22 protein-coding genes and 1 pseudogene are annotated in these 24035 nt (G+C 72.4%); 18 read left to right on the forward strand and 5 right to left on the reverse strand.

Annotated features, from left to right (window positions below; all coding sequences use genetic code 11):
* The 9 genes from AC07DU_RS20755 to pepN are packed head-to-tail and all read left to right on the forward strand — an operon-like array spanning window position 1 to window position 10837.
* Window positions 1–1248, forward strand: coding sequence for an ATP-grasp domain-containing protein (locus AC07DU_RS20755; protein ID WP_453373313.1), 1248 nt, complete (start codon window positions 1–3; stop codon window positions 1246–1248).
* Window positions 1241–2050: a dimethylargininase gene (gene ddaH, locus AC07DU_RS20760; protein ID WP_479029356.1), complete on the forward strand. Its 810-nt coding sequence runs from the start codon at window positions 1241–1243 to the stop codon at window positions 2048–2050. The genes AC07DU_RS20755 and ddaH overlap by 8 nt, the downstream gene beginning before the upstream one ends.
* On the forward strand, window positions 2047–2382 hold the full coding sequence (locus tag AC07DU_RS20765; RefSeq protein WP_360897144.1) for an avidin-fold protein: 336 nt from the start codon (window positions 2047–2049) through the stop codon (window positions 2380–2382). Before ddaH ends, AC07DU_RS20765 begins: the two co-directional genes overlap by 4 nt.
* Window positions 2379–4229, forward strand: a complete 1851-nt coding sequence (locus tag AC07DU_RS20770; RefSeq protein WP_479112801.1) for an ABC transporter substrate-binding protein — start codon at window positions 2379–2381, stop codon at window positions 4227–4229. Before AC07DU_RS20765 ends, AC07DU_RS20770 begins: the two co-directional genes overlap by 4 nt.
* The gene (locus AC07DU_RS20775) at window positions 4229–4732 is read left to right on the forward strand and encodes a YbaK/EbsC family protein (protein WP_360897148.1); all 504 of its coding nucleotides are present in this window, start codon (window positions 4229–4231) and stop codon (window positions 4730–4732) included. The genes AC07DU_RS20770 and AC07DU_RS20775 overlap by 1 nt, the downstream gene beginning before the upstream one ends.
* 5 nt (window positions 4733–4737) lie before the next feature.
* Entirely contained in the window at window positions 4738–6036 is a 1299-nt protein-coding gene (locus AC07DU_RS20780; RefSeq protein WP_479112803.1) for an ATP-grasp domain-containing protein, read from the forward strand.
* A gap of 36 nt (window positions 6037–6072) precedes the next feature.
* Complete coding sequence (locus AC07DU_RS20785) at window positions 6073–7218, forward strand: NAD(P)/FAD-dependent oxidoreductase (protein ID WP_453373309.1); 1146 nt, start codon at window positions 6073–6075, stop codon at window positions 7216–7218.
* 29 nt (window positions 7219–7247) lie between these two features.
* Window positions 7248–8240, forward strand: a complete 993-nt coding sequence (locus AC07DU_RS20790; protein ID WP_360897154.1) for an MmcQ/YjbR family DNA-binding protein — start codon at window positions 7248–7250, stop codon at window positions 8238–8240.
* Complete coding sequence (pepN, locus tag AC07DU_RS20795; protein ID WP_479112805.1) at window positions 8237–10837, forward strand: aminopeptidase N; 2601 nt, start codon at window positions 8237–8239, stop codon at window positions 10835–10837. Before AC07DU_RS20790 ends, pepN begins: the two co-directional genes overlap by 4 nt.
* Before the next feature lie 8 nt (window positions 10838–10845).
* Here the strand turns inward: pepN and AC07DU_RS20800 are convergent, their stop codons facing one another.
* Window positions 10846–12300, reverse strand: a complete 1455-nt coding sequence (locus AC07DU_RS20800; protein ID WP_479112807.1) for an NB-ARC domain-containing protein — start codon at window positions 12298–12300, stop codon at window positions 10846–10848.
* Between the two features lie 173 nt (window positions 12301–12473).
* Here AC07DU_RS20800 and AC07DU_RS20805 point away from each other — a divergent pair, with 173 nt between their 5' ends.
* Window positions 12474–15818 carry an AfsR/SARP family transcriptional regulator gene (locus AC07DU_RS20805; protein WP_479112809.1) on the forward strand — a complete coding sequence of 1115 codons (3345 nt, stop codon included), beginning with the start codon at window positions 12474–12476 and terminating at the stop codon, window positions 15816–15818.
* Between the two features lie 76 nt (window positions 15819–15894).
* Here AC07DU_RS20805 and AC07DU_RS20810 read toward each other — a convergent pair whose 3' ends face one another.
* Complete coding sequence (locus tag AC07DU_RS20810; protein WP_479029371.1) at window positions 15895–16068, reverse strand: hypothetical protein; 174 nt, start codon at window positions 16066–16068, stop codon at window positions 15895–15897.
* An 88-nt stretch (window positions 16069–16156) separates the two neighbouring features.
* Window positions 16157–17083, reverse strand: a complete 927-nt coding sequence (locus tag AC07DU_RS20815) for an ATP-grasp domain-containing protein (RefSeq protein WP_479112811.1) — start codon at window positions 17081–17083, stop codon at window positions 16157–16159.
* 193 nt (window positions 17084–17276) lie between these two features.
* On the opposite strand from AC07DU_RS20815, the gene AC07DU_RS20820 reads away from it, so the two are divergent.
* Entirely contained in the window at window positions 17277–17801 is a 525-nt protein-coding gene (locus AC07DU_RS20820; protein WP_479029374.1) for a LysM peptidoglycan-binding domain-containing protein, read from the forward strand.
* Window positions 17802–17903: 102 nt separating this feature from the next.
* Here the strand turns inward: AC07DU_RS20820 and AC07DU_RS20825 are convergent, their stop codons facing one another.
* A complete protein-coding gene (locus AC07DU_RS20825; RefSeq protein ID WP_479029376.1) occupies window positions 17904–18611 on the reverse strand; it encodes a DUF5324 family protein in 708 nt (235 codons plus the stop codon).
* A gap of 175 nt (window positions 18612–18786) precedes the next feature.
* Between AC07DU_RS20825 and AC07DU_RS20830 the strand changes: the two genes are divergently transcribed.
* Together AC07DU_RS20830 and AC07DU_RS20835 are read left to right on the forward strand one after the other, a co-directional pair.
* Window positions 18787–19314, forward strand: a complete 528-nt coding sequence (locus AC07DU_RS20830; RefSeq protein WP_360897272.1) for a peptidylprolyl isomerase — start codon at window positions 18787–18789, stop codon at window positions 19312–19314.
* A gap of 166 nt (window positions 19315–19480) precedes the next feature.
* The gene (locus tag AC07DU_RS20835) at window positions 19481–20356 is read left to right on the forward strand and encodes a rhomboid family intramembrane serine protease (protein ID WP_479112813.1); all 876 of its coding nucleotides are present in this window, start codon (window positions 19481–19483) and stop codon (window positions 20354–20356) included.
* Window positions 20357–20471: 115 nt separating this feature from the next.
* Here AC07DU_RS20835 and crgA read toward each other — a convergent pair whose 3' ends face one another.
* Window positions 20472–20726: a cell division protein CrgA gene (crgA, locus tag AC07DU_RS20840; protein WP_360897172.1), complete on the reverse strand. Its 255-nt coding sequence runs from the start codon at window positions 20724–20726 to the stop codon at window positions 20472–20474.
* A 91-nt stretch (window positions 20727–20817) separates the two neighbouring features.
* Between crgA and AC07DU_RS20845 the strand changes: the two genes are divergently transcribed.
* The 5 genes and pseudogenes from AC07DU_RS20845 to AC07DU_RS20865 form a co-directional block, all read left to right on the forward strand.
* On the forward strand, window positions 20818–21591 hold the full coding sequence (locus AC07DU_RS20845; protein ID WP_360897174.1) for a DUF881 domain-containing protein: 774 nt from the start codon (window positions 20818–20820) through the stop codon (window positions 21589–21591).
* The gene (locus tag AC07DU_RS20850; RefSeq protein WP_479112815.1) at window positions 21563–22309 is read left to right on the forward strand and encodes a class E sortase; all 747 of its coding nucleotides are present in this window, start codon (window positions 21563–21565) and stop codon (window positions 22307–22309) included. The genes AC07DU_RS20845 and AC07DU_RS20850 overlap by 29 nt, the downstream gene beginning before the upstream one ends.
* 91 nt (window positions 22310–22400) lie before the next feature.
* Entirely contained in the window at window positions 22401–22577 is a 177-nt protein-coding gene (locus tag AC07DU_RS20855) for a hypothetical protein (protein WP_185902496.1), read from the forward strand.
* Entirely contained in the window at window positions 22574–23212 is a 639-nt protein-coding gene (locus tag AC07DU_RS20860) for an aminodeoxychorismate/anthranilate synthase component II (RefSeq protein ID WP_360897178.1), read from the forward strand. Before AC07DU_RS20855 ends, AC07DU_RS20860 begins: the two co-directional genes overlap by 4 nt.
* Window positions 23194–24033, forward strand: a pseudogene (locus AC07DU_RS20865) (class E sortase); the annotation flags it as partial. The gene AC07DU_RS20860 and the pseudogene AC07DU_RS20865, both read left to right, overlap by 19 nt.
* Window positions 24034–24035: the final 2 nt, after the last annotated feature.

The following is a 24035-nucleotide window of genomic DNA, read 5'->3' on the forward strand; positions in this document are numbered from 1 at the left end:
GTGAAGCTGCTCGCCATCGAAGCCAGTCAGAACGCCACCTACTACGTGTCGCGCTACCAGCAGATCGAGGAGCGCGGAGCCGAGGTCTACGTCCTCAACGGCATCGGCACCGAGGACTTCTGGGACGCGGACCGCTACCGGATCGCCGGATCCAAGCAGATCGAGGACATCGTCCTGGCCGCCAAGGCCTGGCACGCGGAAGAGGAGTTCGAGGGGGTCCTGACCTTCTCGGAGTCCGGGGTCGTCACGGTGGCGGTCGTCGCCGAGGCGCTCGGCCTGCCGAGCATCGGGTTCGAGGCCGCCCGCACCAGCCGCAACAAGCTGCTGATGCGCCAGGCGCACGAGCGCGGCAACGCGGCCCACCCCGGCTTCCGTTACGCCCCCGACGTCGAGGCCGCCCTGGCCGCCGGCACCGAGCTGGGCTACCCGCTGATCCTCAAGCCCACCCTGGGCGCCGCCAGCAACTTCGTCTTCAAGGTCGACGACCCCGAGGAGATGCGGGCCCGCTTCGCGGACGCCACCCGGGGCATCGAGACCATGACGTGGGCGCTGATGGAGGCCGACGGCCTGGACCTGGGGCCGCACGGGATCATCGTCGAGGGCTACCTCGACGGTCACGAGCACCTCATCGAGGCGCTGGCCTGGGACGACGAGGTGTACCTCGGCTCCATCGTGGACCGGATCACCGTCGAGAGCGGCACCTTCGACGACGACGTCCACCACGCGCCGAGCTCCCTGACCGAGGCGCAGATCGCCGCGGTCCACGAGGTGGTCCGGGACGCCGCGCACGCCCAGGGCCTGCGCCGGTCCGTGCTCCACGCGGAGGTGCGGTTCCACCAGGGCAAGCCCTTCATCCTGGAGATCGCGATCCGTCCCGGCGGCGGCGGTCTCGACCACATGGCGCGCATCAGCGCCGGCCACGACCCCATTCAGTGCGTGGTGGACGTGGCCCGCGGCGCCAAGCCCGAGGTCTCGCACTACGCGCCGACGTCCGTGCACACCGCCGCGATGTGCCTGATCAGCGGGGCGGGCACGGTCGAGTCGGTGCAGGTGCCGCAGGAGGTCCCGTCCTCCGTCTTCTTCCTGAAGATCACGGCCACGCCGGGGACGGTCATCAAGCGTCCGCCCGCGGGCAACAACATCCTCGGCTTCCTCGGCGCCACGGGCGCCTCCCTGGAGGAGGCGTTGAGCACCGCGCACATCGTGGCCAGCCGCATCCGTACCGAGATGAGGCCGGAACATGCGTGAGGCGACGAAGCGGCACTACCTGATGTGCCGGCCCACCCACTTCGAGGTCACCTACGCGATCAACGCGTGGATGAACCCGGACAAGCCGGTGGACGCCGATCTGGCGCTCGCGCAGTGGGAGCGGGTGCGGGACCTCTACCTCGGGTTCGGTCACGAGGTCTCGTACATCGAACCGGTCGAGGGCCTGGCGGACATGGTGTTCTCGGCCAACGGCGCCACCGTCGTCGACGACAAGGTGCTGATCGCCCGGTTCCGCCACCAGGAGCGGGCCCCGGAAGCCGACGCCTACCGCGCCTGGTTCGAGGACCACGGCCACACCGAGGTCCACGTGCCGGTGCACGTCAACGAGGGCGAGGGGGACTTCGCCCCGGCCGGCGGGCGGATCCTCGCCGGCGCGGGATTCCGCAGCGACCCCGGCGCGCACGAGGAGCTCCGCGAGTTCTTCGGCCTGCCGGTGGTCGGCCTGACCCTGGTGGACCCGCTCTACTACCACCTGGACACCGCCCTGTGCGTCCTCGACGACGACCTGGTGATGTACTACCCCGCCGCCTTCTGTGAGGAGAGCCGGGCCGTACTGCGGGAGCTGTACCCGGACGCGATCCTCGCCACCCGGGAGGACGCCGAGGCCTTCGGCCTGAACGCGGTCAGCGACGGACGGAACGTGGTCCTGACCGAGACCGCCACGCACCTGATCGATGAGCTGCGCGCACGCGGCTTCGTCCCGCACGGCGTGGACATGTCGGAACTGCTGAAGGCCGGCGGCGCGGTCAAGTGCATCACTCAGGAGATACGACACCGGTGATCGACTACGACGGCAGAAGCTTCCGCAACACCGGTTACGCGAAGGACGAGGACGCGCCCGTCGGCCGGTACCGCCAGGAAGGCGACCTGCTCTGGGCCGAGTTCGACGGCGGCCCCGTCCGCAGGGGCTCGCTGAACGGGCGGGTGGCAGCCGACGGACGGCTCGAATTCGCCTACACGATGGTCCTCACGGACGGCGAGGTCGTCGCCGGGCGGTGCTGGAGCACCCCCGAGCTCCTCGACGACGGACGGATCCGGCTGAACGAGCGCTGGGAGCGCTACGGAGCCCACGCGGACAGCGGCGCATCGGCATTGGAGGAGGTACCGAGATGACCCCGCCCACCACCACCCTCACCACCCCGCCCACCACCACCACCACCACCACCACCGCGGCCACGGCGACCACCGCGACCGCCGTCCCGCTCCGCGGTGGCAGCGTGACCTGGGCCTGCACCAGCGGTTTCAGCCCGGTCTTCATCTTCCCGTTCACCCCCGGCGAGTACTACGGGGTGGCCAACCTGCACGAGTTCCAGACCCTGATGTACCGCCCGCTGTACTGGTACGGCACCGGCGGCAAGCCGACCGTCGACTACGAGCGCAGCCTCGCCGAGCCCCCGGTGTGGAGCGAGGACGGCCGTACGGCGACGATCACGGTCAAGCCCTACAAGTGGTCGAACGGCGAGACGGTCAACGCCGACGACGTGATGCTGTGGATGCACCTCCTGGAGGCGGAGAAGGACAGCTTCGGCGGCTACACGCCGGGCTTCTTCCCCGACAACCTGACCGGCTACGAGAAGGTAGCCGAGGACAAGGTCAGCTTCACCTTCGACCGGGCCTACTCGCACAACTGGGTGCTGATGAACCAGTTCAGCACCATCACCCCGCTGCCCCGGGCGTGGGACCGCACCGGCGACGACCGGCCGGCCGACGCCACCCACGACCCGTCCCAGGCCTCCGCGGTCTACGCCTACCTGCGGGCCTGCAACGACGCCCGCGACACCTGGGACACCAGCCCGGTGTGGAGCGTGGTCAACGGCCCCTGGAAGCTGGACCGCTACACCATCGACGGGACCTCGGGCGAGGCCGTCCTGGTCCCCAACGAGAGCTACTCGGGCCCCAACAAGCCCCACCTCGACACGTTCCGGCTGGTGCCCACCGCCTCGGACACCGACCAGTACGAGATGCTCCGCCGCGGCCCCGACGCCGTCGACGGCGTGCAGATCGGCTTCCTGCCCTTCGACGAGGTCACCGAGCCGGCCGAGGACCCGCAGCTGGGCGGGCCCAACCCGCTCGGCGAGCACTACGACCTCGTGCCCCAGCTCACCTACAAGATCCATTACTTCCCGATCAACTTCAACAACCCCACCGTCTCCGGAAAGATCTTCAAGCAGCTCTACTTCCGCCAGGCACTGCAGTCCAGCCTCGACTCCCGGGGCGCCATCCGCGACGTCTACAAGGGCTACGGCTACCCGACCACCGGGCCCATCCCGGCCCTCCCGGACAGCCCGCTGCTCTCGCCCGCCGCGCACCAGGACCCGTACCCCTTCGACGTCGACCGGGCCCGGCGCCTGCTGAGCGAGAACGGCTGGGACACCAGCACCACCCCGGCCGTGTGCGTGCGCGAGGGGACCGGGCCCGGGGAGGCGGGCGAGGGCATTCCCGCCGGCACCCCGCTGACCTTCTCGATGCGGTACGCGGCGGGGCACGAGACCCTCACCGAGGTCATGCGCAAGTTCGCCGCCGACGCCGCCGAGGCGGGCATCGAGATCGTGCTGAGCGAGGTCGAGGCGAGCGTGCTCGTCCTGGAGGACACCACCTGCACCCCGGGGCCCGACAGCCCCTGCCTTTGGGAGTTCAGCGACTGGAACGGCGGATGGGGGTACGGCCCCGGCTTCTACCCGACCGGAGAGGCCCTCTACTCCACCGGATCCTCCGTCAACTTCGGCAGCTACAGCGACCCGAAGGCCGACGAGCTGATCGCACGCACCGTGGTCAGCGACGACCTGGAAGACCTCTACGCCTACCAGGACTACATCGCGCAGCAGGTCCCGGTCATCTGGATGCCCAACTTCCCGTTCCGCCTGCTGGAGGTCGCGGCCAACCTCCGGGGCGTGGCTCCGGTCAACCCCTTCGGGCTGATCAACCCCGAGGACTGGCACTACGTCGGCGAGGTGGCGTGATGTACCAGCGACTGATCGACCTCCTCGACGGACACCGGGCCCGCTACCGGCTGATCGACCATCCGGCGGAGGGCCGTACGGACCTGGCGAGCGTGCTGCGCGGTCATCCGCTGGACCAGGCCGCCAAGTGCATCATCGTGCGCGTCAGCATCACCAAGCGCGTCGGCAAGTACGTGCTCGCGGTGGTGCCCGGGGACCGGCAGGTCGACCTGGACGCGGTCGCCTCGCTGGTGGGCGGGGGCCGGACGGCCTTCGCCACGCCCGAGATCGCCGAACGCCTGGCCGGCAGCGTCTGCGGCACGGTGATGCCCTTCAGCTTCCACCCCGACCTGCACCTCGTCGTCGACGAGAACCTGCTCCTGACCGAAGAGATCTACTTCAACGCGGCCCGGCTGGACCGCTCCGTGGCCCTGTCCACCTCCGACTACCTCGCCATCGCCGCGCCCCAGGCGGCGGCGATCGCGACGGCCGGGGACCGGGTCCTTACCCACTCCGCGAGGTGACGGACATGACGGACGACGGCAACACGACGGACTACGCCCCCACGACGAACGACGCCTCCCCGCCCGACGACGGCGTCGTGATCCTGGTCGGCAGCGGCCAGCGCGCCTACCGCGAGTACCTCCTGGCGGGCGCGGCCCGCCGACGCCCGGTCTGGATCCTGGACGCGACCCCGGCGACCTGGCAGAACGAGTACGTCATCGGGTCCACCACGGTCCCCCTGCTCGACGCCCAACGCCTGGTGCCCGACCAGGAAGGGCTGATCGGGGCCGCCGAGGCGGTGGCCGCCGCGCACCGCGTCGTGGGCGTGTTCAGCTACGACGAGACGCTCGTGGTCACCACGGCCCTGATCGCCGAGCGGCTCGGCCTGCCCGGCCTGACCGCCCGGGGCGCGGACAACTGCCGCAACAAGCACAACACCCGCCGGCTGCTGACCGACGCCGGGCTGCCCCAGCCGCACTTCGCCTACGTGACCGACGCCGGACAGGCGCTCGCGGCGGCCGACTCCTTCGGGTACCCGGTCGTGCTCAAGCCCCGAGGCATGGGGGCGAGCATCGGTGTCATCCGGGTCGACGGCCCCGAGGGCGTCCGCTCGGCCTTCGAGGTCGCGGACAGCGCCAGCCACGGCGGCAACAGCGCCTACGAGGGCGGGGTGCTGGTCGAGGAATGCGTCATGGGGCCCGAGATCAGCATCGACGGGGCGGTCTTCGACGGCTCGTACACCCCGCTGTTCCTCGCGCACAAGGAAGTGGGCCTGGAACCCTACTTCGAGGAGACCGGGCACGTGGTCAGCGCCACCGATCCGCTGCTCGCCGACGAGGAGCTGCTGGGCGTCCTCAGGGACGCCCACCGCGCGCTGGGCGTCGGCTACGGGATCACCCACACGGAGGTGAAGCTGACCTCCCGCGGGCCGGTGATCATCGAGGTGAACGCCCGGCTGGGCGGGGACCTCATCCCGTACCTGGGTGCGCTCGCCACCGGCGTCGAGCCGGGCGAGGTGGCGGTGGAGCTGGCCACCGGCACCCGCCCCGCGTGGACCCCGTCCAAGGCCCGCACGGTCGGCATCCGCTTCCTGTACCCGCACCGCAACGGCACGGTCCGCTCGGTGGACGTACCAGCCGCCACGGACACCCCCGGGCTCCTGGAGGCCAACGCCATGGTCGCGCCCGGGACCACGCTGCTGCTGCCGCCGGAGGGATACCTCAGCAGGTACGCCAACGTGATCTGCGCCGCCGACGACCGGCCCGGCTGCGAGGAGTACCTCGCCAAGGCCGCCGCACTGACCACGATCGTCCTCGACAGCTGATCCGTCGGCTCCCGGAACACGGAAAGGAGGTGTGTGATGTCGGCGAGGGTGACGGTAGTGGGCGGCGGTGTGATCGCCCTGCTCACGGCAGTCGAGTGCGTGCTCGACGGACACAAGGTCACGGTCGTGGACCAGGGCCCCATCCCGCACAGCAGAGCCACCTCTTTCGACCAGCACCGGATCCTGCGGGCCCTGCACCCGGCGGACCCGCGGACCACGGCGGCCGCACTGCGTGCGCACCACCGCTGGGTCGAACTGGAAGAGCTCCTCATGACCCGCTTCTACGAGCAGGTCGGCGCCCTCACGGTGCTGCCGCCCGCGGCGGCGGCGGACGCGGCGGCGATGCTCGCCGACGCCGGAGGCAGCGTCAGGGAGCTGACCGCGGCCGGCCTGTCCGACCGCTATCCGCACCTGCACGTCGACGGCGCTCTCGGCGCGGTGCTGGAGGACGAGGCGGGCGTCCTGCTCGCCGAGCGGGTGCTGGCCGCCTGCGTCGGCTGGCTGAAGTGGCAGCCGGGCATCGAGCTCATCGAGCACCGGGCCGTGACCGCCGTGGACGGCGAGAGCGGCAGCGTACGGCTCGTGGACGGGCGGGTGCTGCGCGGCGACGCGGTCCTGGTGGCGGTGGGGCCCTGGTCCCGCGGGCTGATGCCCGACGGCATCGCCGAGCGGCTGACGCTCTTCCGCCAGTCCCTCCTGTACTGCAGGGTGCCCCGGCACCAGGCCCACGCCTGGGCGTCCACCCCGGCCATCCCCGCGCTCGGCACCAAGGGGGGCGCCTGGCTGATCCCGCCGGTGGCGGGCACGGCCCTCAAGCTCACCTCGGCCACCGTCTGCCGCGTGGTGGACGAGCTCACCGACCACGCCACCGATCCGTACTGGCAGCGCCGGCTGGAGAAGGAGTTCGGCGACCTGCTGCCCGGCTTCGGCCCAGCCTGGGTCACCGCCGCCAAGGACGCCTACTACTCCTCCTTCAGCGAGACCGGCGGCCCCCTGATGGTCGCGCTGGGCGGCGACGCCTACGCGTACGCGGCCTGCGGTGGCACATCCTTCAAGTTCGCACCGCTCATCGCGCGGTCGCTGGCGGACCGGCTGACCGGCCGGACACCCTCGCCGATCGGCCTCGGTGCGCTCGACGGGCCGCCGCTGGACGCCCACACCCCGCAGCTCGCGGGCCTGTGAGCGGGCGGCCGAGGGTGAAGGAGGACACGGTGGTCACGACGGAGGACGTACGGCGGCTCGCGCTCGGCCTGCCCAGGACCGAGGAGCACCTGATCCGGGACCGGGTGAAGTTCCGGATCGGCTCCCTCGTCTATCTCGCGCTGTCGCGGGACGAGACGGAACTGGGCTTCGCCTTCCCCAAGGAGGAGCGCGCGGCGCTGGTCGCCGCAGAGCCGGACAAGTTCTTCCTGCCCCGCGCGTCGGACCTGCGCTTCCACTGGGCCGAGGCGAGGCTCGCGGCCCTGGACCTCGACGAGCTGACGGAGCTGGTCACCGAGGCCTGGCGGCTGGTGGTGCCGGCCCGCGTGGCCCGCGAGCACCTGGAGCGAGCCGCGGTGCCGCCGCCTCCCCCGACCCCGTCCCTGGCCGAACTGCGTGCCTCGGCCGACGTGTTCAACGCCTTCCCGGGCGTGGACCGCAGCTGGCGGGCGCTGCGCGAGGAGACCGGATCGCGTCTCGACCTCTCCGACGCCGGGCACCGCACCGCCCTGCACCGCTGGCTGAACTCCTGGGGCTGCCGCATCCGCTACCCGCGCGAGGGCGAGCCCGACGTGTTCGGCGCCGGCCTCGCCGCGTGGGCGGCGCGCCACCCGCTGCCGGACGCGCCCCTGGCCGCGCTCACGCCCCGCGAGATCTCCCGGTTCGCCAAGGCCTACGAGGCGCTGGCGACCCTGCCCGTCGGGCGCCGCGGCCTCGGCCCGACCGCCGCGTCCAAGACGCTGTACGCGCTGCGTCCCGCCTCCGTCATGCCGTGGGACGCGGCCATCGCCGAGCGGCTCTACGGGGTCCGGGACGGCGCCGCCTTCGCCCGCCACCTCCAGATCGGCCGGACCTGGGCCCGTGCGGCGCTGGCCGAGGCCGGCGGCCCGCCCGAGGCGGCCCTGTGCGCCGATCTCGGCCGCCCCGGCGTCTCCCTGGCCAAGATCCTCGACGAACACCTCTACCTGACGATCACCTACCGAGCGAGGAAGTCCGCGACATGAGCAAGCTGACGTTTGAAGAGGCGGCCGTCCGTGGCGCGCTGCTGCGGGTGACCTCGTACGAGATCGACCTCGACCTCACCCGGGGCGCGGACACCTTCCGTTCCACGACCCTGATCCGGTTCACGGCCGACACCGGCGCCGACGCCGACCCGGCCCCGGCGACCTTCGCCGATCTGCTCGCCGAGCGGGTCCACGAGATCACCCTCAACGGGCGGCCGCTCGACCCCGACACCGTCTACCGCGGCGAACGCCTGGCCCTGGAGGGGCTGGGCGCCGAGAACGAGCTGCGGGTCGTGGCGGACTGCGCCTACACCAACACCGGCGCGGGCCTGCACCGCTCGGTGGACCCGGTCGACGGCAAGGTCTACCTCTTCACCCACTTCGAGGTGCAGGAGGCCCGGCGCGTCTTCACCACCTTCGAACAGCCCGACCTGAAGGCGCCCTTCACCTTCACCGTGACGGCGCCCGCGGGCTGGACGGTCTTCTCCGCGTCGCCGACGCCCGTTCCCGAGCCGTCGCCGGACGGCGCCCACGCCGTCTGGCGGTTCGCGCCGACGCCCCCGCTGCCCACCTACCTGACCTCGATCGCGGCCGGCGAGTACCACGTCGTCGGCGACACCTACACCTCCGCGTCCGGGCAGGAGGTCCCGCTGCGGGTGGCGGCCCGCGCCTCGGTCGCCGAACACCTCGACGCCGAGGAGATATTCGAGATCACCAAGCGCGGTCTCGACTACTACCTGGACGTCTTCGGGTCCGACTTCCCGTTCGCCAAGTACGACCAGATCTTCGTGCCCGAGTACAACCTCAGCGCCATGGAGAACGCGGCGACCGTGATCCTGCGCGAGACCTTCGTCTTCCGGTCCAAGGTCACCGACGCCGTCCGCCACCGGCGGGCCGCGACGATCCTGCACGAACTGGCCCACATGTGGTTCGGCGACCTCGTGACCATGCGCTGGTGGGACGACATCTGGCTCAAGGAGACCTTCGCCACCTACATGTCGGTGCGCGCACAGGTCGCCACCACGCGCTGGAGCGACTCCTGGACCGGCTTCGCCAACGCCGACAAGGCCAACGCCTACCGGCAGGACCAGCTGCCCTCCACCCACCCCGTCGCCAGCCCGGCCGGTGACATCGAGCAGGCCCTGGAGAACTTCGACCACATCACCTACTACAAGGGCGCCTCCGCCATCAAACAGCTGGTCACCTGGGTCGGGGACGAGCAGTTCTTCGAGGGCATGCGGAAGTACTTCGCCGCGCACGCCTGGGGCAACAGCACCCTCGCCGACCTGCTCGGCGCACTGGAGCAGGCCTCCGGCCGCGACCTGGGCGCCTGGTCGCGCGAGTGGCTCTCGCAGGCGGGCGTGAACACCCTGCGCCCGCAGTACACCGTGGACGGGGACGGCGCGTTCACCTCGTTCGCCGTGCTCCAGGAGGCGCCCGAGGAGCACCCCACCCTGCGCTCGCACCGGCTGGCCGTCGGCCTCTACTCCCGGGGGGAGCGCGGCCTGGAGCGGGTCGGCCGCGTCGAGGTGGACGTGACGGGCGCCCGCACCGAGGTGCCCGAGCTCATCGGCACGCAGCGGCCCGATGTGGTCCTGCTCAACGACGACGACCTCACCTACGCCCTCATCCGGCTCGACGAGCACTCGCTGGGCGCACTGCTCGCCGCGGCCGCCGGCATCGGGGACTTCACCGAGGGCCTGCCGCGGGCCCTGAGCTGGGCAGCCGCCTGGGACATGGTGCGCGCCGGCGAACTGGCCGCCCGCGACTACATCCGCCTGGTCCTGGCGGGCGTGGACAGCGAGAGCGACACCGAGGTCGTCCAGAGCCTGCACGCCTCCCTGCTGACCGCCCTCGACCAGTACGTGGCCCCCGCAGCGCGGACGCAGCTCACCGACACGGTGGCCGCGGCGGCCCGCCAGCGCCTGAGCACCTCACCGCCCGGCAGTGACGTCCAGCTCTCCTGGGCGCTGCTCTTCGCCCGGGTCGCGCACCGGCCCGAGGACCTGGCCCTGATCGCAGACCTGCGCGCGGGCGCGGCCACCGTCGAGGGCCTGGCGGTCGACGTCGAGCTGCGCTGGGCCCTGCTCGCCGCCCTCGTACGGGCGGGCCAGGCGGGTCCCGCGGAGATCGAGGCCGAGCGGGAGCTCGACGGCACCACGACGGGCGCCGAGAACGCCGCCGGGGCGCTGGCGGCCATGCCGGACGCGCGGGCCACGGCCGACGCCTGGGAGGCCGCCGTGCACGGCACGGTGAGCAACGGCACCCAACGCGCCCTGATCGGCGGCACCTTCAGCCCGATCGGCCTCGGCGTGGTGCAGAGCGGCCGGCGCGACCTGCTGCGCGAGCACACCGAGCGCTACTTCGCCGAGATCGGCGAGGTCTGGTCCGGGCGTTCCTCGGAGGTGGCGCGCACGGTGGTGATCGGGCTCTACCCCCGCCTGCTGGTCGAGCAGGAGACCGTCGACCGCACCGACGCCTACCTCGCGGACGCCGCGCCCGCACCGGCGTTGCGGCGCCTGCTGATCGAGGGACGGGACGAGGTGATCCGGTCGCTGCGCGCCCAGCGGGTGGACGCCGCCGCGGCCGCTGCGTAGGGGGCGACCTAGCGCAGGGCCCGCGCGGCCGGGTGCGCGGGCGCCTGGGTGCGGGCCTGCGGCGCCGGTTCCCCCTCCGTCGGGTCGGGCTGGTTCAGGGCGAAGGCCCGCGCCAGCGGCGGCATTCCGTACTGACCGGGCAGGTCGGAGTGTTCGAGCAGACCCGCGTCGTGGAGACGTTCGAGCAGGTCCTCCACCGGCTGCGCGGACCGCTCGACCAGGACGGCCAGGGCGTCCGTCGACTCGTACACGACGTTGTCCACGGAGGGCGGGCCGTCGCTGCCCGCGAACTGCCGCAGCATCAGGCGGGCCCAGGGGGTCAGGCCCTTGTAGGCCGCGTCCAGGCGCAGGGTCACGGCGTCGTCCCCGGCCCGCAGCCGGGTCAGGAAGCGGCCGGCCTCCTGCGCCCCCTCGCCGATCAGGTCCGCCACGGCGTCCTGGAGCATCCACTCGGGACGGGCGGCGATCCGCCGGCCCGCCAGGTTCAGGGCGAGCGGAAGATCGCCGCAGGCGTCGGCCAGCCGCAGGCAGGCGCGCGGTTCGGCGCCGACCCTGTCCCGGCCCAGGAGCTGGACGAGGAGCTCCATCGACTCGTCCCGGTCCAGTACGGGCATCCGGATCCGGCTCGTTCCGTCGAGGCCCAGCAGCCGGGACCGGCTGGTCAGGACGATGCGGCTCTCGGGGGCGGCGACGAGCAGGTCCCGTACCTGGCGCTCGTGCTGCACGCCGTCGAGGAATACGAGCAGCCGCCGCCGGTTCAGCAGCGAGCGGTACAGGCCGATCCGCTGCCCGGGGTCGTTCGGTATGCGTTCGGCGGGGATGCCGAGGGCCTCCAGGAAGCCGCCCGCGATCCCGGCGGCGTCCTTGCGGCCGTCGGCGGCCGGGTCCAGGTTCGCGTAGAGCTGACCGTCCGGCAGGCTCGCCGCCAGCTCATGGGCGAGCCGCAGGGCGAACGCCGACTTGCCCGCGCCCACCTGCCCGCTGATCAACAGCGGGGCGGCGGCGCGCTGTTCGCCGTAACTGGGCGCGGTCAGGGCCCGGGCCTGCTGGATCAGCTCGCCGCGGCCCACCAAGGGGTGCGGCTCCATGGGCAGTTGCGCCGGAGGGGGCAGCAGGGCACGTACGTCGGCGGCGCGCAGTTCGTTCTCCTGGTGCTGCTGGACGGCCTTGGCCGCCGGGCGGGTGGTGCCGTCGTCCCCTTCGGCGCGCGCGGCCTCGTGCCAGCGGCGCTCCCAGGTGGCGCGGTCCCCACCGCAGGCCTCCGCGAAGGCGAGGGCCACTTGGAGGGTCGGGAGGCGGTAGCCGGCGGCCGCGTCGGAGAGCACCGACGCGGAGAACATGGCCCGGGTGGCCATGTCGCGGTAGCCGGGACTGCCGGCCGCGGTCCGCAGCCTGCGCAACTCCCGGGCGAACGCGGTGACTGGTCCGGCATCGGGGGCCAGCGGTCTCTCCAGTCTTCCCACACTCTGCTCCTTTGGCACTCGCTCTGTGTGCTGGCTGCTGTGGCCTGCCCGTGAACTGTCCGCCCGGCCCTTCCCGATCTGCTACCGGATGCTTACCGCGCGCGAGGGGAAGCCCCTATGATCCGATTGACATGGCCTGGCCAGGGGCCTTGTTTATTGGGGGTGGATGTCCGATGCCGGGGGCGGATACGGAATCCGGGGAGAGACGCAGGGTGGTTCCAGTGGGAGGTCACCTGCGCTTCAACGTCCTCGGATCTCTTGAGGGATGGGTGGACCAGTCGAGGCTCAGGCTGGGGGGAGCGATTCAGGAACGCGTCCTCTGCATGCTGCTGCTCGAATCGGGCCGGGTGGTGCCCGTCGCCCGGCTGGTGGAGGCGACCTGGGAGAAGGACCCGCCGGCGACCGCGGCGCACCAGGTGCGCAAGGCCGTCGCGGACCTGCGCCGGCGGATGCCGGCCGGCAGCGCGGTGATCGCCACCGACGGGCCCGGATACCGCGTGGTGGTGGCGGACGACCAGGTTGACCTCCTGGAGTTCGACGCCCTGACCAAGGCGGCCGCGCAGGCCGTGCGGGAGGGCCGGCCGGCCGAGGCCGCCGACGCCCTGCGGACCGCCCTCGCGCTGTGGCGCGGCTCCGTCCTGTCGGGCGCGGGGGGACCGGTGATCGAGGCAGCGGCGACCGCGCTGGAGGAGCGCCGGCTGGCCGCGGCCGAGCAGCTCTTCGACCTGTGCCTGTCCCTGGGCGAGAGCGGCGAGCTCATTTCCGGCCTGCGCGAACTGATCACCCAGCACCCGCTGCGGGAGACGCTGCGCGGCCAGCTGATGCTCGCCCTCTACCGCTCGGGACGGCAGGCCGAGGCCCTCAAGGAGTACGGGGAGGTGCGCGAGCTGCTCGTCGACGAGCTCGGCATCGACCCGGGGCCGCGGCTGGCCAGGCTGTACGAGGCGATCCTGCGGGACAGCCCCGAGCTGGCGGCTCCCGAGCGGCCGGCCGCCGTACACGCGACGCCTGTGGGAGCGGCGCCCGTACACCCGGCGCCGGCCGGACCGGCGCCCGTGCGTACGGCGTTCGCGGGCCCGGCGCCCGCAGGACCGGCGCCCGTGCGTACGGCACCCCGGCCCGGGACCCCCGTACGGCCGGCGCCCGGGCCCGGTGTTCCCGTACGGGAAGGGGGCGAGGGCGAGGATCCCGCGTCCTTCACCCAAGCCGTTCCCGGGCCGCCGCAGCGCGAGCGGCAGGAGCAGCGGGAGCCGGAGGCGTCGCAGCCGGCGGAGCCGCGGGCCGCGGCGGCCGCGCCGGCCGAGGCTCCGTGCACCCTGCCGTACGACCTGCCCGACTTCACCGGCCGCGCCAAGGAACTGGCCGAACTGTTCGACTACGTCCAGGACGAGAGCCGGGCCGGCGACCGGTACTCGCGGATCGTGGCCATCGACGGCATGGGCGGCATGGGCAAGACCACCCTCGCGGTGCGGGCCGCCCACCGGCTGGCCGGCTGGTATCCCGACGGCCAGCTCCACATCGACCTGCACGGGTTCACGCCGGGCGGCATGCCCGTCTCGCCCGCCGGCGCGCTCGACAGCCTGCTGCGGACCATGGGCACCCCCGGCGACCGCATCCCGGAGGACCTGGAGGGACGCACGGCCCTGTGGCGGGCGAAGCTGGACGGCCGGCGGGTGCTGCTCCTGCTCGACAACGCCGTCGACGCCGCGCAGATCCGGCCGCTGCTGCCGGCCTCCCCCGGCTGCCTCGTGCTGATCACGAGCCGGGGAAGGCTGCTGGACCTCGACGGCGTCGAGTGGGTGTCCATCGGGATGATGGAGCCCGAGGACAGCACCAGCCTGATGACCGAGACCCTCGGCCTGAACCGGGTGGCCGCCGAGCCGGCGGCGTCCGCCGAACTGGCCGAGCTGTGCGGTCACCTGCCGCTGGCCCTGCGGATCGCGACGGCCCGGCTGCGCAACCGGCCGCGCTGGACCGTCCGGTACCTGGTCGAGCGGCTGCGCGACGAGACGCGCCGGATGGACGAGCTGAGCTCGGGCGAGCGCAGCGTCGCGGCGACCCTGCGGCTGTCCTACCTGGCGATGGACGAGGAGTACCGCACCGCGTTCCGCATCCTGAGCCTGTACCCGTGCGCCGGTACCGACGTGTACGCGGCGGCCGCGCTCCTCGGCACCCCCCTGCGGGACGCCGAGGACGCCCTGGAGTTCCTGCTCGACGTCCACCTGGTCCAGCAGCCCGACATCGGCCTGTACACCTTCCACGACCTGGTGCGCAGTTTCGCCCAGAGCCTGCGGGGACCGGCGACGGCGGACGACGACGCGGCGGCGGTCGAACGGCTGCTCAGCTACTACATGACGACCTCGGACGAGGCGTGCGAGGTGCTGTTCCCCGGCCGCGAGCGCCGCCCCACCGGCATCTCGCGCTACCAGGGCGAACGGCCGTCCTTCAGGGACGCCGACCAGGCCGTGAGCTGGTTCGACCGGGAGCAGGCCGGGCTGCTGGCCGCGGTGTCCCTCGCCGAGCGCTGCGGCCACGACCGGTACGCGGCCTGCCTCAGCCGCAATCTCGGCTTCCACCTGCACGCGCAGGGACAGCTCGACGAGTTCTGGAGCGTGGGGCACCTCGCCGTCGCCGCCTCCCGCCGCCTCGACGATCCGGCCCTCCTCGGCATCAGCCTGGCCAATCTGGGCGCCGCCTGCTGGAAGCTCGGACGCTTCGAGGAGGGACTGGGGGTGGCCAGGGAGGCGCGGGACACGGCGATACGCGCCGGGGACCGCCACACCGAGGCGAACAGCGAATCGACCATCGGGCTGCTGCTGTCGATGCTCGGGCGGTACGGGGAGGCGCTCCCGCTCCTCCAGCGGTCCGTCGCCATGGCCAGGGAACTGGGCAACCCCCGTGCGGAGGCCGAGACCCTGACCACGCTCAGCACGTTGTACGAGCGGTGGGGGCGCTATCCGGAAGCGGCCGCCGCCGCCCGCCAGGCGCTGGAGATCGACCGCGACCTCGGCTACCGCAGCAACGAGATCGCGGCCCTGACCGACCTGGCCTTCGCCCAAGTCGGCCTCGGGGAGTTCACCGAGGCCCACGAGAGCCTCCAGCGCGCCCGTGTCCTGTGCGACGAGACCAGGTCGCCGGGGGACGTCGCCCTGGTCCTGGCCCTGTCCGCCCGGGTCGCGGAGCAGCGGGGCGACAGCGCGCAGGCGCGCGCGTTGGCGGAGCGGGCCCTGGCGCTGGGCCGTACGAGCGGCGCCCCGATCCGGCTCGCGAAGGTCGTGAACGTCCTCGGCCAACTCCACATGACCTGGGGGGAACACGAGGCGGCGCTGAACCTGCACGCCCACGCCTACAAGGTCGCGGCGCCGATGAGTTTCCGTGCCGAGGAGGCGTGCGCGCTGGTGGGGCTCGGCTGGGCGGCCGAAGCGCTCGGCGATGTGCAGGCGGCCGCCGGTCACCGCCGTGCGGCGGAGACGTTATTCGACTTCATGGGCCTGCCGGCGCACCGCCGGACGTACTGACCCGCCAACGCCACGTGCCCCGCACCGGACGGACGGTGCGGGGCACGTGCGCGTGGGTGCGCGGCGAGCAGCCGGACTACTGGGCGGTGGCCGGGGACGGGGCCGGGGAGGGGAGTCCCGGGCCCTTGTCGTCCGCGACCACCTGGTACCCGGCGGGCTGACCGGCGTCCGGCGCCTGGACCGTCACACCGACCCCGATCGCCAGGGCCGCCGCGACAATCCCAATCAGTCCAGCCAGCTTGCTGCGCATTGTGTGGAACCCCCTGGTCGTGTTTCCGCTGTGCGGCCCCGTGTGGTGCGGCGGCCGCTCTCGACAAGACACAGACTGGCCGAGGCCCTTACCGGACCGTTCCCCTCTCGATCCCGTCCGCGATCCCGCGGGTGTCGGGGGTGCCGGGGGTGGGGGAAGCGCCGCGGGCGTGCCGTTCCCGGTCCGGTTCCGTGGCCGCCGCGATCCGCGATCCCCGCGCGCTGACCAGCACGTCCGTCCGCGTGGTCCCCGACTTGTACCCGGCCAGATCCAGCAGGGCCCGCACCGTCGCACGGATCTGGGCCCGGTCCGCCTCGGGAAGCGGCGCCGCGTCCCGCTCGGGGGTGATGTCGGCCACCAGGTGCATGCCGTCGACCGTCAGCGTCTCCACACGGAACTTGGCTCCCGTCAAAAGCTCTTCGACGAGATAGGGGGCCGCGTGCCGGGCGGCGGCCACCTGGTGCGCCCACCGTTCGAGACCGGGACGGTCGTGCACGGGTACGGTCCACCAACAGCCCGTCGCGTCAGCCGACTTGATGACGACGGGCAAGGGGAAGTCCGCCGCCACCGCGAGCGCCTCCGCGACGGACCGCGCCTCCCGGGCGCGCACGGCCGAGGTCCGGCTCTCGTTGAGGATGCGCCGTACCGCCACCGCGTCCGGCAGCCGGCCCGCCGGCTCGTCGCCGCCCGGGGAGAGCTCCCGCAGCACCTCCTCGGCGGCCGCCGCCGCCCCTCTGCCGAGGCCCCTCCCGAGGTCCCGCGCGAGGTAGAGGACGTGCCCGATCCCGTGCCGGACGACCGTGTCCGTCAGCAGGGCGCGCAGCGCCGCCGCGTCGTCGAACTCCACCCGCAGGAGCCGCTGCGCGGGCAGCTCGGGGGGAAGCCGCGCCTCCGGCGGCCACCCGGCGGGATCGGACACCACCCAGACGTCCAGGCCCGCCACCACCGCGGCTCGTACGAGCCCGGGTCCGGGCCTGACCAGCACGACCCGCTCCGCGGCCTGTCTGATGTTCACAGCACTCTCCTCCATCGTGTCCCACGATGCTCGCGCCGCGCCTTCCCGGTTCCTTCCCGGCGCGATACCGGAAAGATGTACGGTCCCGGCATCCCCCGGATGGCCCGGTCGCGGGGCCGCCCGGCGCCCCGTGTCAGACAGTGGGGGAAGGCACCAGCCCAGGGGGGCGAGATCACGCCGGAGGCGCACTGACATGGGACTCTTCGACTTCCTGAAGTCCGACAAGAAGTCCGACAAGAAGAAGGCATACGAGGCCGCCGAGAAGGCGAAGGAGGAGATGCAGCAGCAGGCCGGAGGCGGGCGCACCGCCGCCTCGGCCCCCCGCGGCGCCGGCGAACGCGCGGCCGCCGCAGCCCCGCCGAGGCCCGCGAGTCCGACGCCCCGATCGGCCGCGCACAAGGCCGTGCCGGTGGCACCCAAGACCGCCCCCGGGCCGCCCAAGCCCGCCGCGGCCTCCCCGACGCCCGTCCTGCCGCACACCCCGTCCCCGGCGTCGGCCGCGCACAAGGCCGTTCCGGCGGCGCCGGCCCCCGGGCCCGGCGCCGCGGCCAAGAAGCGTACGTACAAGGTCAGGGCCGGCGACACGCTCGCCGCGATCGCGCGCAGCGAGCTGGGCAACGAGGCCCGCTGGCGGGAGCTCTACGCCGTCAACAGGCGCCTCATCGGCTCCAACCCCAACCTCATCCGGCCGGGCATGGTCCTGACCCTCCCGGGCTGAGCCGGCCTCACCGCACGCGAAGGGCCCGGATCCTGCCGGATCCGGGCCCTTCGCGCGGCGACGCGGGCGCGCCGCGTGCCGGGTCGCTCAATGGCGCGTCGCTCAGTGCGGCGTGCCGTCCGAAGAAGACGGACCGGGCTTCGGCTCGGCCTCGCGCTCCTTCTCCTCCAGCTCGTCCTCGAAGCTCGCCGGCGCGGCGTCGCGCGAGGACAGCTCCGTGGCCGCCGGCGGTTCGACCAGCCAGTCCGGGTTCGACTGCCGGTCCCACCACTTCCACGCCGCGAAGGCCGCGCCCGCCATCACGCCGACCACCGCGGTACCGCGCAGCACCCGGCCGAGGCGTGCGCGCCGCTCATGGCGCCGCACCAGCTTCTGGATCTCCTTGGCCGACACCTGGCCGCGCAGCGCGGCCAGCGCCGCGGCGGACCGCGACGCGGCCTCCCCCGCCATCGGGGTGGCGGCCGCGATCGCGCTCTCGATCCGCGGCTGCGTGTACTCGGCGGCCTGCCGCGCCGCCTGGCGCGTCTGCCTGACCGCCTTCGTCGCCGCACGGTCCACGTTCGGAGGCACGTGCGTGCGCGCGGCCCTGAGCCGCGGATGCAGGTGGCTGTCGTAGGTCGTACGGGCCTGGCGCGCGGCCTCGTTGGCCGCGTGCGAGAGCTTGGGGGCGAGCAGTCCGTTCATCTCGTGCGCGTAGTGCGCCATGGCGTCCTTGGCGGTCCCTGCGTACGGTGCCACCACTTCCGACGCGTGCCGCGCGGTCTCCTTGGCGCTTTCGGCTGCCGCGAGCACGCTGTCCTTGCGGGTCACAGGATTCCTCCTTCTCGGTGGCGGACACAGTTCACCTTTCCACCCTTTGTCGGATCATGCCTGCCACCGCGCTGAGCGGCATGCGTGACAGGGCATACGGGTGGACGATTTCTGTGCTGTGGAGCGCTCCGTGCGACCATCTGGACCGACAGTGATGACTATGGAAGGCAGATCCGTGGCCGAGAAGCTCTACGCCACCCTGAAGACGAGCCGAGGCGACATCCAGATCGAGCTTCTGGAGAACTTCGCTCCGAAGACCGTCCGGAACTTCGTCGAGCTCGCCACCGGCGCCCGCGAGTGGACCCGTCCCACCGACGGCCAGAAGACCACGGACCCGCTGTACGACGGCACCGTCTTCCACCGTGTCATCAGCGGCTTCATGATCCAGGGCGGCGACCCGCTCGGCAACGGCACCGGCGGTCCCGGCTACCGGTTCGCGGACGAGTTCCACCCCGACCTGGCCTTCACCAAGCCCTACCTGCTGGCCATGGCCAACGCCGGGCCGGGCACCAACGGCTCGCAGTTCTTCATCACCGTCGCCCCCACCGCCTGGCTGACGCGCAAGCACACCATCTTCGGCGAGGTCACCGACCCGGCCAGCCAGAAGGTCGTGGACGCCATCGCCGCCAGCGCCACCAACCCGCGCACCGAGCGCCCCGTCGACGACGTGACCATCCAGTCCGTCGTCATCGAGCGGCGCTGACGGACCCGGGACCGGTCCCGCGACCCGTCCGCGCGACCCGGCGCGGCGCCGGGACCCGACCCGGGAACCTTCCGCCCCGCCCGTCCGTCCTGCATGCGTACCCCGTGCGGGGCCGAGCCGGACCGGCGGGGCGCACCCTTTGCCGCGCCGCTGATCGAGGGGACCGATGGACACCGACCGTCTGCCGGGCTGCTACCGCCACCCGGACCGCGACACGGGGATCCGCTGCACCCGCTGCGAGCGCCCCATCTGCCCCGAGTGCATGATCAGCGCCTCGGTCGGCTTCCAGTGCCCCGAATGCGTCCGCGCGGGCTCCGGCACCGGGCACTCCCCGGCCGCCAACGCGCCGCGCACCCTCGCCGGCGGGGTGGTCGCCGCCGATCCGCACCTGGTCACCAAGACCCTGATCGGGATCAACGTCGCGGTGTTCCTCGCGGCCCTGGCGGCCCCGGCGCTCGCGGTCCGGCTGGCGCTGCTCGGCCGGTACGTCGAGTACCTCGGCGCCCCCGTCGAAGGGGTGTCCACAGGGGAGTACTACCGGCTCATTACCTCGGTGTTCCTGCACACCGAGTGGTGGCACATCATCAGCAACATGATCGGCCTGTGGGTGATCGGCGGCCCGCTGGAGGCGGCGCTCGGCCGGAGCCGCTACCTCGCCGTCTACCTGCTCTCGGGCCTGGGCGGCAGCGCCCTGGTCTATCTGCTGACCGAGCCGTACGCCGCGACCCTCGGCGCGTCCGGCGCCGTCTTCGGCCTGCTCGGGGCCACGGTCGTGCTGGCCCGGCGGCTGCGGTACGAGATGCGGCCGGTGATCACCATGGTCGTGCTGATGCTGGTGCTGACCTTCGTGCCGATCGGCGGCCACTTCACCGTGTCCTGGCAGGCCCACGTGGGCGGCCTGATCACCGGGGCCCTGGTGGGCCTGGGCATGCTCACGCCCGCCGCCGGCAGGAATCGCACAGTCATCCAAGGAGTGACCTGTGCGGGCGTGTTCCTGCTGGCAGCGGCGGTGATCGTGCTCCGTACGGCGGAACTCACCTGATCACACCGGCGTCAACTCTCCACAGAGTTATCCACAGATCTTCTGTCTTTTCCTCAGGTGTGGATGACGCTGTGGATAACTCATGGGGAGAGCTTCCGTCAGCCGCCGGAGCGTGCTACTTCCACTGCGTGGAAACGCCGAATCCCGCGGCGATGAAGCCGAAACCGACCACGATGTTCCAATTGCCCAGGGCCTCGATCGGCAGCTGGGTCTCGGTCACGTAGAAGACGACGATCCACGCGAGTCCGATCAGGAAGAACGCCAGCATGACCGGGGCCACCCAGCTGCGGGTCGTCAGCCGGATGGCCTGCGGCTGCCGCGTGGGCGGCGGCGTGTAGTCGTCCTTCTTGCGGATACGTGACTTCGGCACGAGGGGCTCTCCTGTCGATGCGCTGGGGACCTGGCCTGCCCCGGGCGTCCGTTAGCGTAGTGGACCTGTGGCGTAGAAGGAGAAGGGTACGTTGAGCGATTCCGACGACTCCTCCGCGGGTCCCCGTCGCCGGGCCAGACCGGTCCGGCTGCTGAGCGCCGCCGTCTTCGCCCTGGCCGGGCTGCTCTTCGTCACCAGTTTCAACACGTCCAAGGGTACGAACATCCGCACGGACGCCTCGCTCCTGAAGCTGTCGGACCTCATCGAGGAGCGCAGCCAGAACAACGCGGCGCTGGAGGAGAGCACCGGAGCGGTCCGCAGCCGGGTGGACGCCCTCGCCGAGCGCGACGACGGCAGCACCAAGGCCGAGGACGCCCGGCTGGCCGCCCTGCGCAAGGCCTCGGGCACGGAGGAGCTGTCCGGCAAGGGCCTGACGGTGACCCTCAACGACGCCCCGCCGAACGCCACCGCCCGCATCCCCAACGTGCCCGAGCCCCAGCCCAACGACCTGGTGATCCACCAGCAGGACCTCCAGGCCGTGGTGAACGCCCTCTGGCAGGGCGGCGCCCAGGGCATCCAGGTCATGGACCAGCGGCTGATCTCCACCAGCGCGGTCCGCTGCGTGGGCAACACCCTGATCCTCCAGGGCCGCGTCTACTCGCCGCCGTACAAGGTGTCGGCGGTCGGCGACCCGGGCGCGCTGCGCAGGGCCATGGCCGCCTCGACGGCCCTGCAGAACTACCAGCTGTACGTGAACGCGTACGGGCTCGGCTGGAAAGTGGACGAGCACAAGGCGCTGACACTTCCCGCCTACTCCGGCACAGTGGACCTCCACTATGCGAAGCCGGTGGCAGCCACCCCGTGAACGGGCCCGTCCCGATGACGTCCTGCGCCTGGTGGTACGGACGTTCAGCGAGGTGTGCCTGACGGCCGGCACACTGATCGTGCTGTTCGTGGCCTACGTCCTGCTGTGGACCGGGGTCAAGGCCGACCGGGCCATGGACGGCGAGATGGACCGGCTGCGCGACCGCTGGGCGGCGGCGGACCGGGCGAGCGCGCCGGGGTCCCCGCAGCCGGCGCCCCCGTCGGGGCCGGCGCCCGTGGAGCGCTACCCCGCGGGCCGCGCCTTCGCCGAGATGTACATCCCTCGCTTCGGCCCCGGCTGGAACAAGCCCGTCCTGGAGGGCACGGACCCCGAGGTGCTGAAGAAGGGTCTGGGCCACTACGTCGCCACCGCCCGCCCCGGCGCGCCCGGGAACTTCTCGGTGGCCGGCCACCGGCGCACCTACGGAGATCCCTTCAAGGACTTCCCGCAGCTGCGCGAGGGGGACGAGGTGATCCTCAAGGACGCGAGCGCCTGGTACACGTACACGGTCCGCGGCGGGCCCCTGCGCACGCTGCCGACCGACACCGGGGTGGTCGACCCGGTCCCGCGCAAGTCGCCGTTCACCGCTCCCGGTCGCTACCTGACCCTGACGACCTGTGACCCGGAGTGGGGCCACAGCCACCGGCTGGTCGTCTGGGCGGAGCTGACCGGCACGCGCACCGTGGGACAGGGCCGGCCGGACGGTTCGTCCGGGTGACCCACCCCGCCGGGCCGCTGGCTTTAGTCTGTTCGCGTACCGCTCCTGCGGTGCGTGGGACGATCGTGGACGGAAAAGGGAAACAGACGGCATGTACGGCTGGATCTGGCGGCATCTGCCGGGCAACGCGTGGGTACGCGCGCTGATCTCACTCGTACTGGTCCTCGCGGTGGTCTACGTGCTCTTCCAGTACGTCTTCCCGTGGGCCGAGCCGCTCCTTCCGTTCAATGACGTGACGGTGGACGAGGGATCGGGAGCCACTCCGTGAGCGCGCGCATTCTGGTCGTGGACAACTACGACAGCTTTGTCTTCAACCTGGTCCAGTACCTCTACCAGCTCGGCGCCGAATGCGAGGTGCTGCGCAACGACGAGGTCGAGCTGTCACACGCGCAGGACGGCTTCGACGGCGTGCTGCTGTCCCCCGGCCCCGGCACGCCGGAGGAGGCGGGCGTGTGCGTCGACATGGTCCGGCACTGCGCGCGGACGGGCGTCCCCGTCTTCGGCGTGTGCCTCGGCATGCAGTCGATGGCGGTCGCCTACGGAGGGGTCGTGGGCCGGGCGCCCGAGCTGCTGCACGGCAAGACCTCGCCGGTGGTCCACGAGGGCCTGGGCGTGTTCGAGGGCCTGCCCTCCCCCTTCACCGCGACCCGCTACCACTCCCTGGCGGCCGAGCCGCAGACCCTGCCCGACGTGCTGGAGGTCACGGCGCGGACCGAGGACGGGATCATCATGGGGCTGCGGCACCGGGAGCACGAGGTCGAGGGCGTGCAGTTCCACCCTGAGTCCGTGCTGACCGAGTGGGGCCACCGGATGCTCGCGAACTGGCTCGTCCGGTGCGGTGACGCGGGCGCCGTGGAACGCTCGGTGGGGCTGGCCCCGGTGGTGGGCAAGGCCGTCGCGTGACCGCGATCGCGCCGTCCGCGCCCACGGAGGGCCGGGCCGCGCGACGCAGGGCAGCTCAGGAGGCCGCGAAACGGGCCGCCAAGGCCAGCCGCAGACGGGGCGGCCGGCGGCGCAGGCGGCCCGCCTCCGGCGGCCCGGTGGTCATCGCGAGCCGGCTGGCCGGAGAACTGTTCATCACGCTGGGCCTGGTGATGCTGCTGTTCGTCGCCTACCAGCTCTGGTACACGAACCTGCTGGCGGAGCGGGCGGCGGACGGGGCGGCGGGCTCGCTGCGCCAGACGTGGGAGCGGGATCCCGGCGGCGGGAGCGCCGCGCCCGCCCCGACGGCCTTCGAACCGGGCCAGGGCTTCGCGATCCTCTACATCCCGAAGCTGGACGTGAAGGTGCCGGTCGCGGAGGGCATCAGCAAGCCGAAGGTGCTGGACCGGGGGATGGTCGGGCACTACGGCGAGGGCTCGCTGAAGACGGCGATGCCGGCCGACCCACAGGGCAACTTCGCGGTGGCGGGACACCGCAACACCCACGGCGAGCCGTTCCGCTTCATCAACCGGCTGGTGCCCGGGGATCCCGTGGTCGTCGAGACCCGCGACGCGTACTACACGTACGAGATGACCTCGGCGCTGGCGCAGACCTCGCCGGCGAACGTGTCGGTGATCAAGCCGGTGCCGGAGGGCTCGGGGTTCACCGGGCCCGGCCGGTACATCACGCTGACGACCTGCACCCCGGAGTTCACCAGCACCTACCGGATGATCGTATGGGGCAGGATGACCGATGAACGCCCCCGCAGCCAGGGCCCGCCGCCCGCGTTGACCAGCCCGTAGCC

The sequence above is a fragment of the Streptomyces sp. NPDC045695 genome (assembly GCF_056432025.1).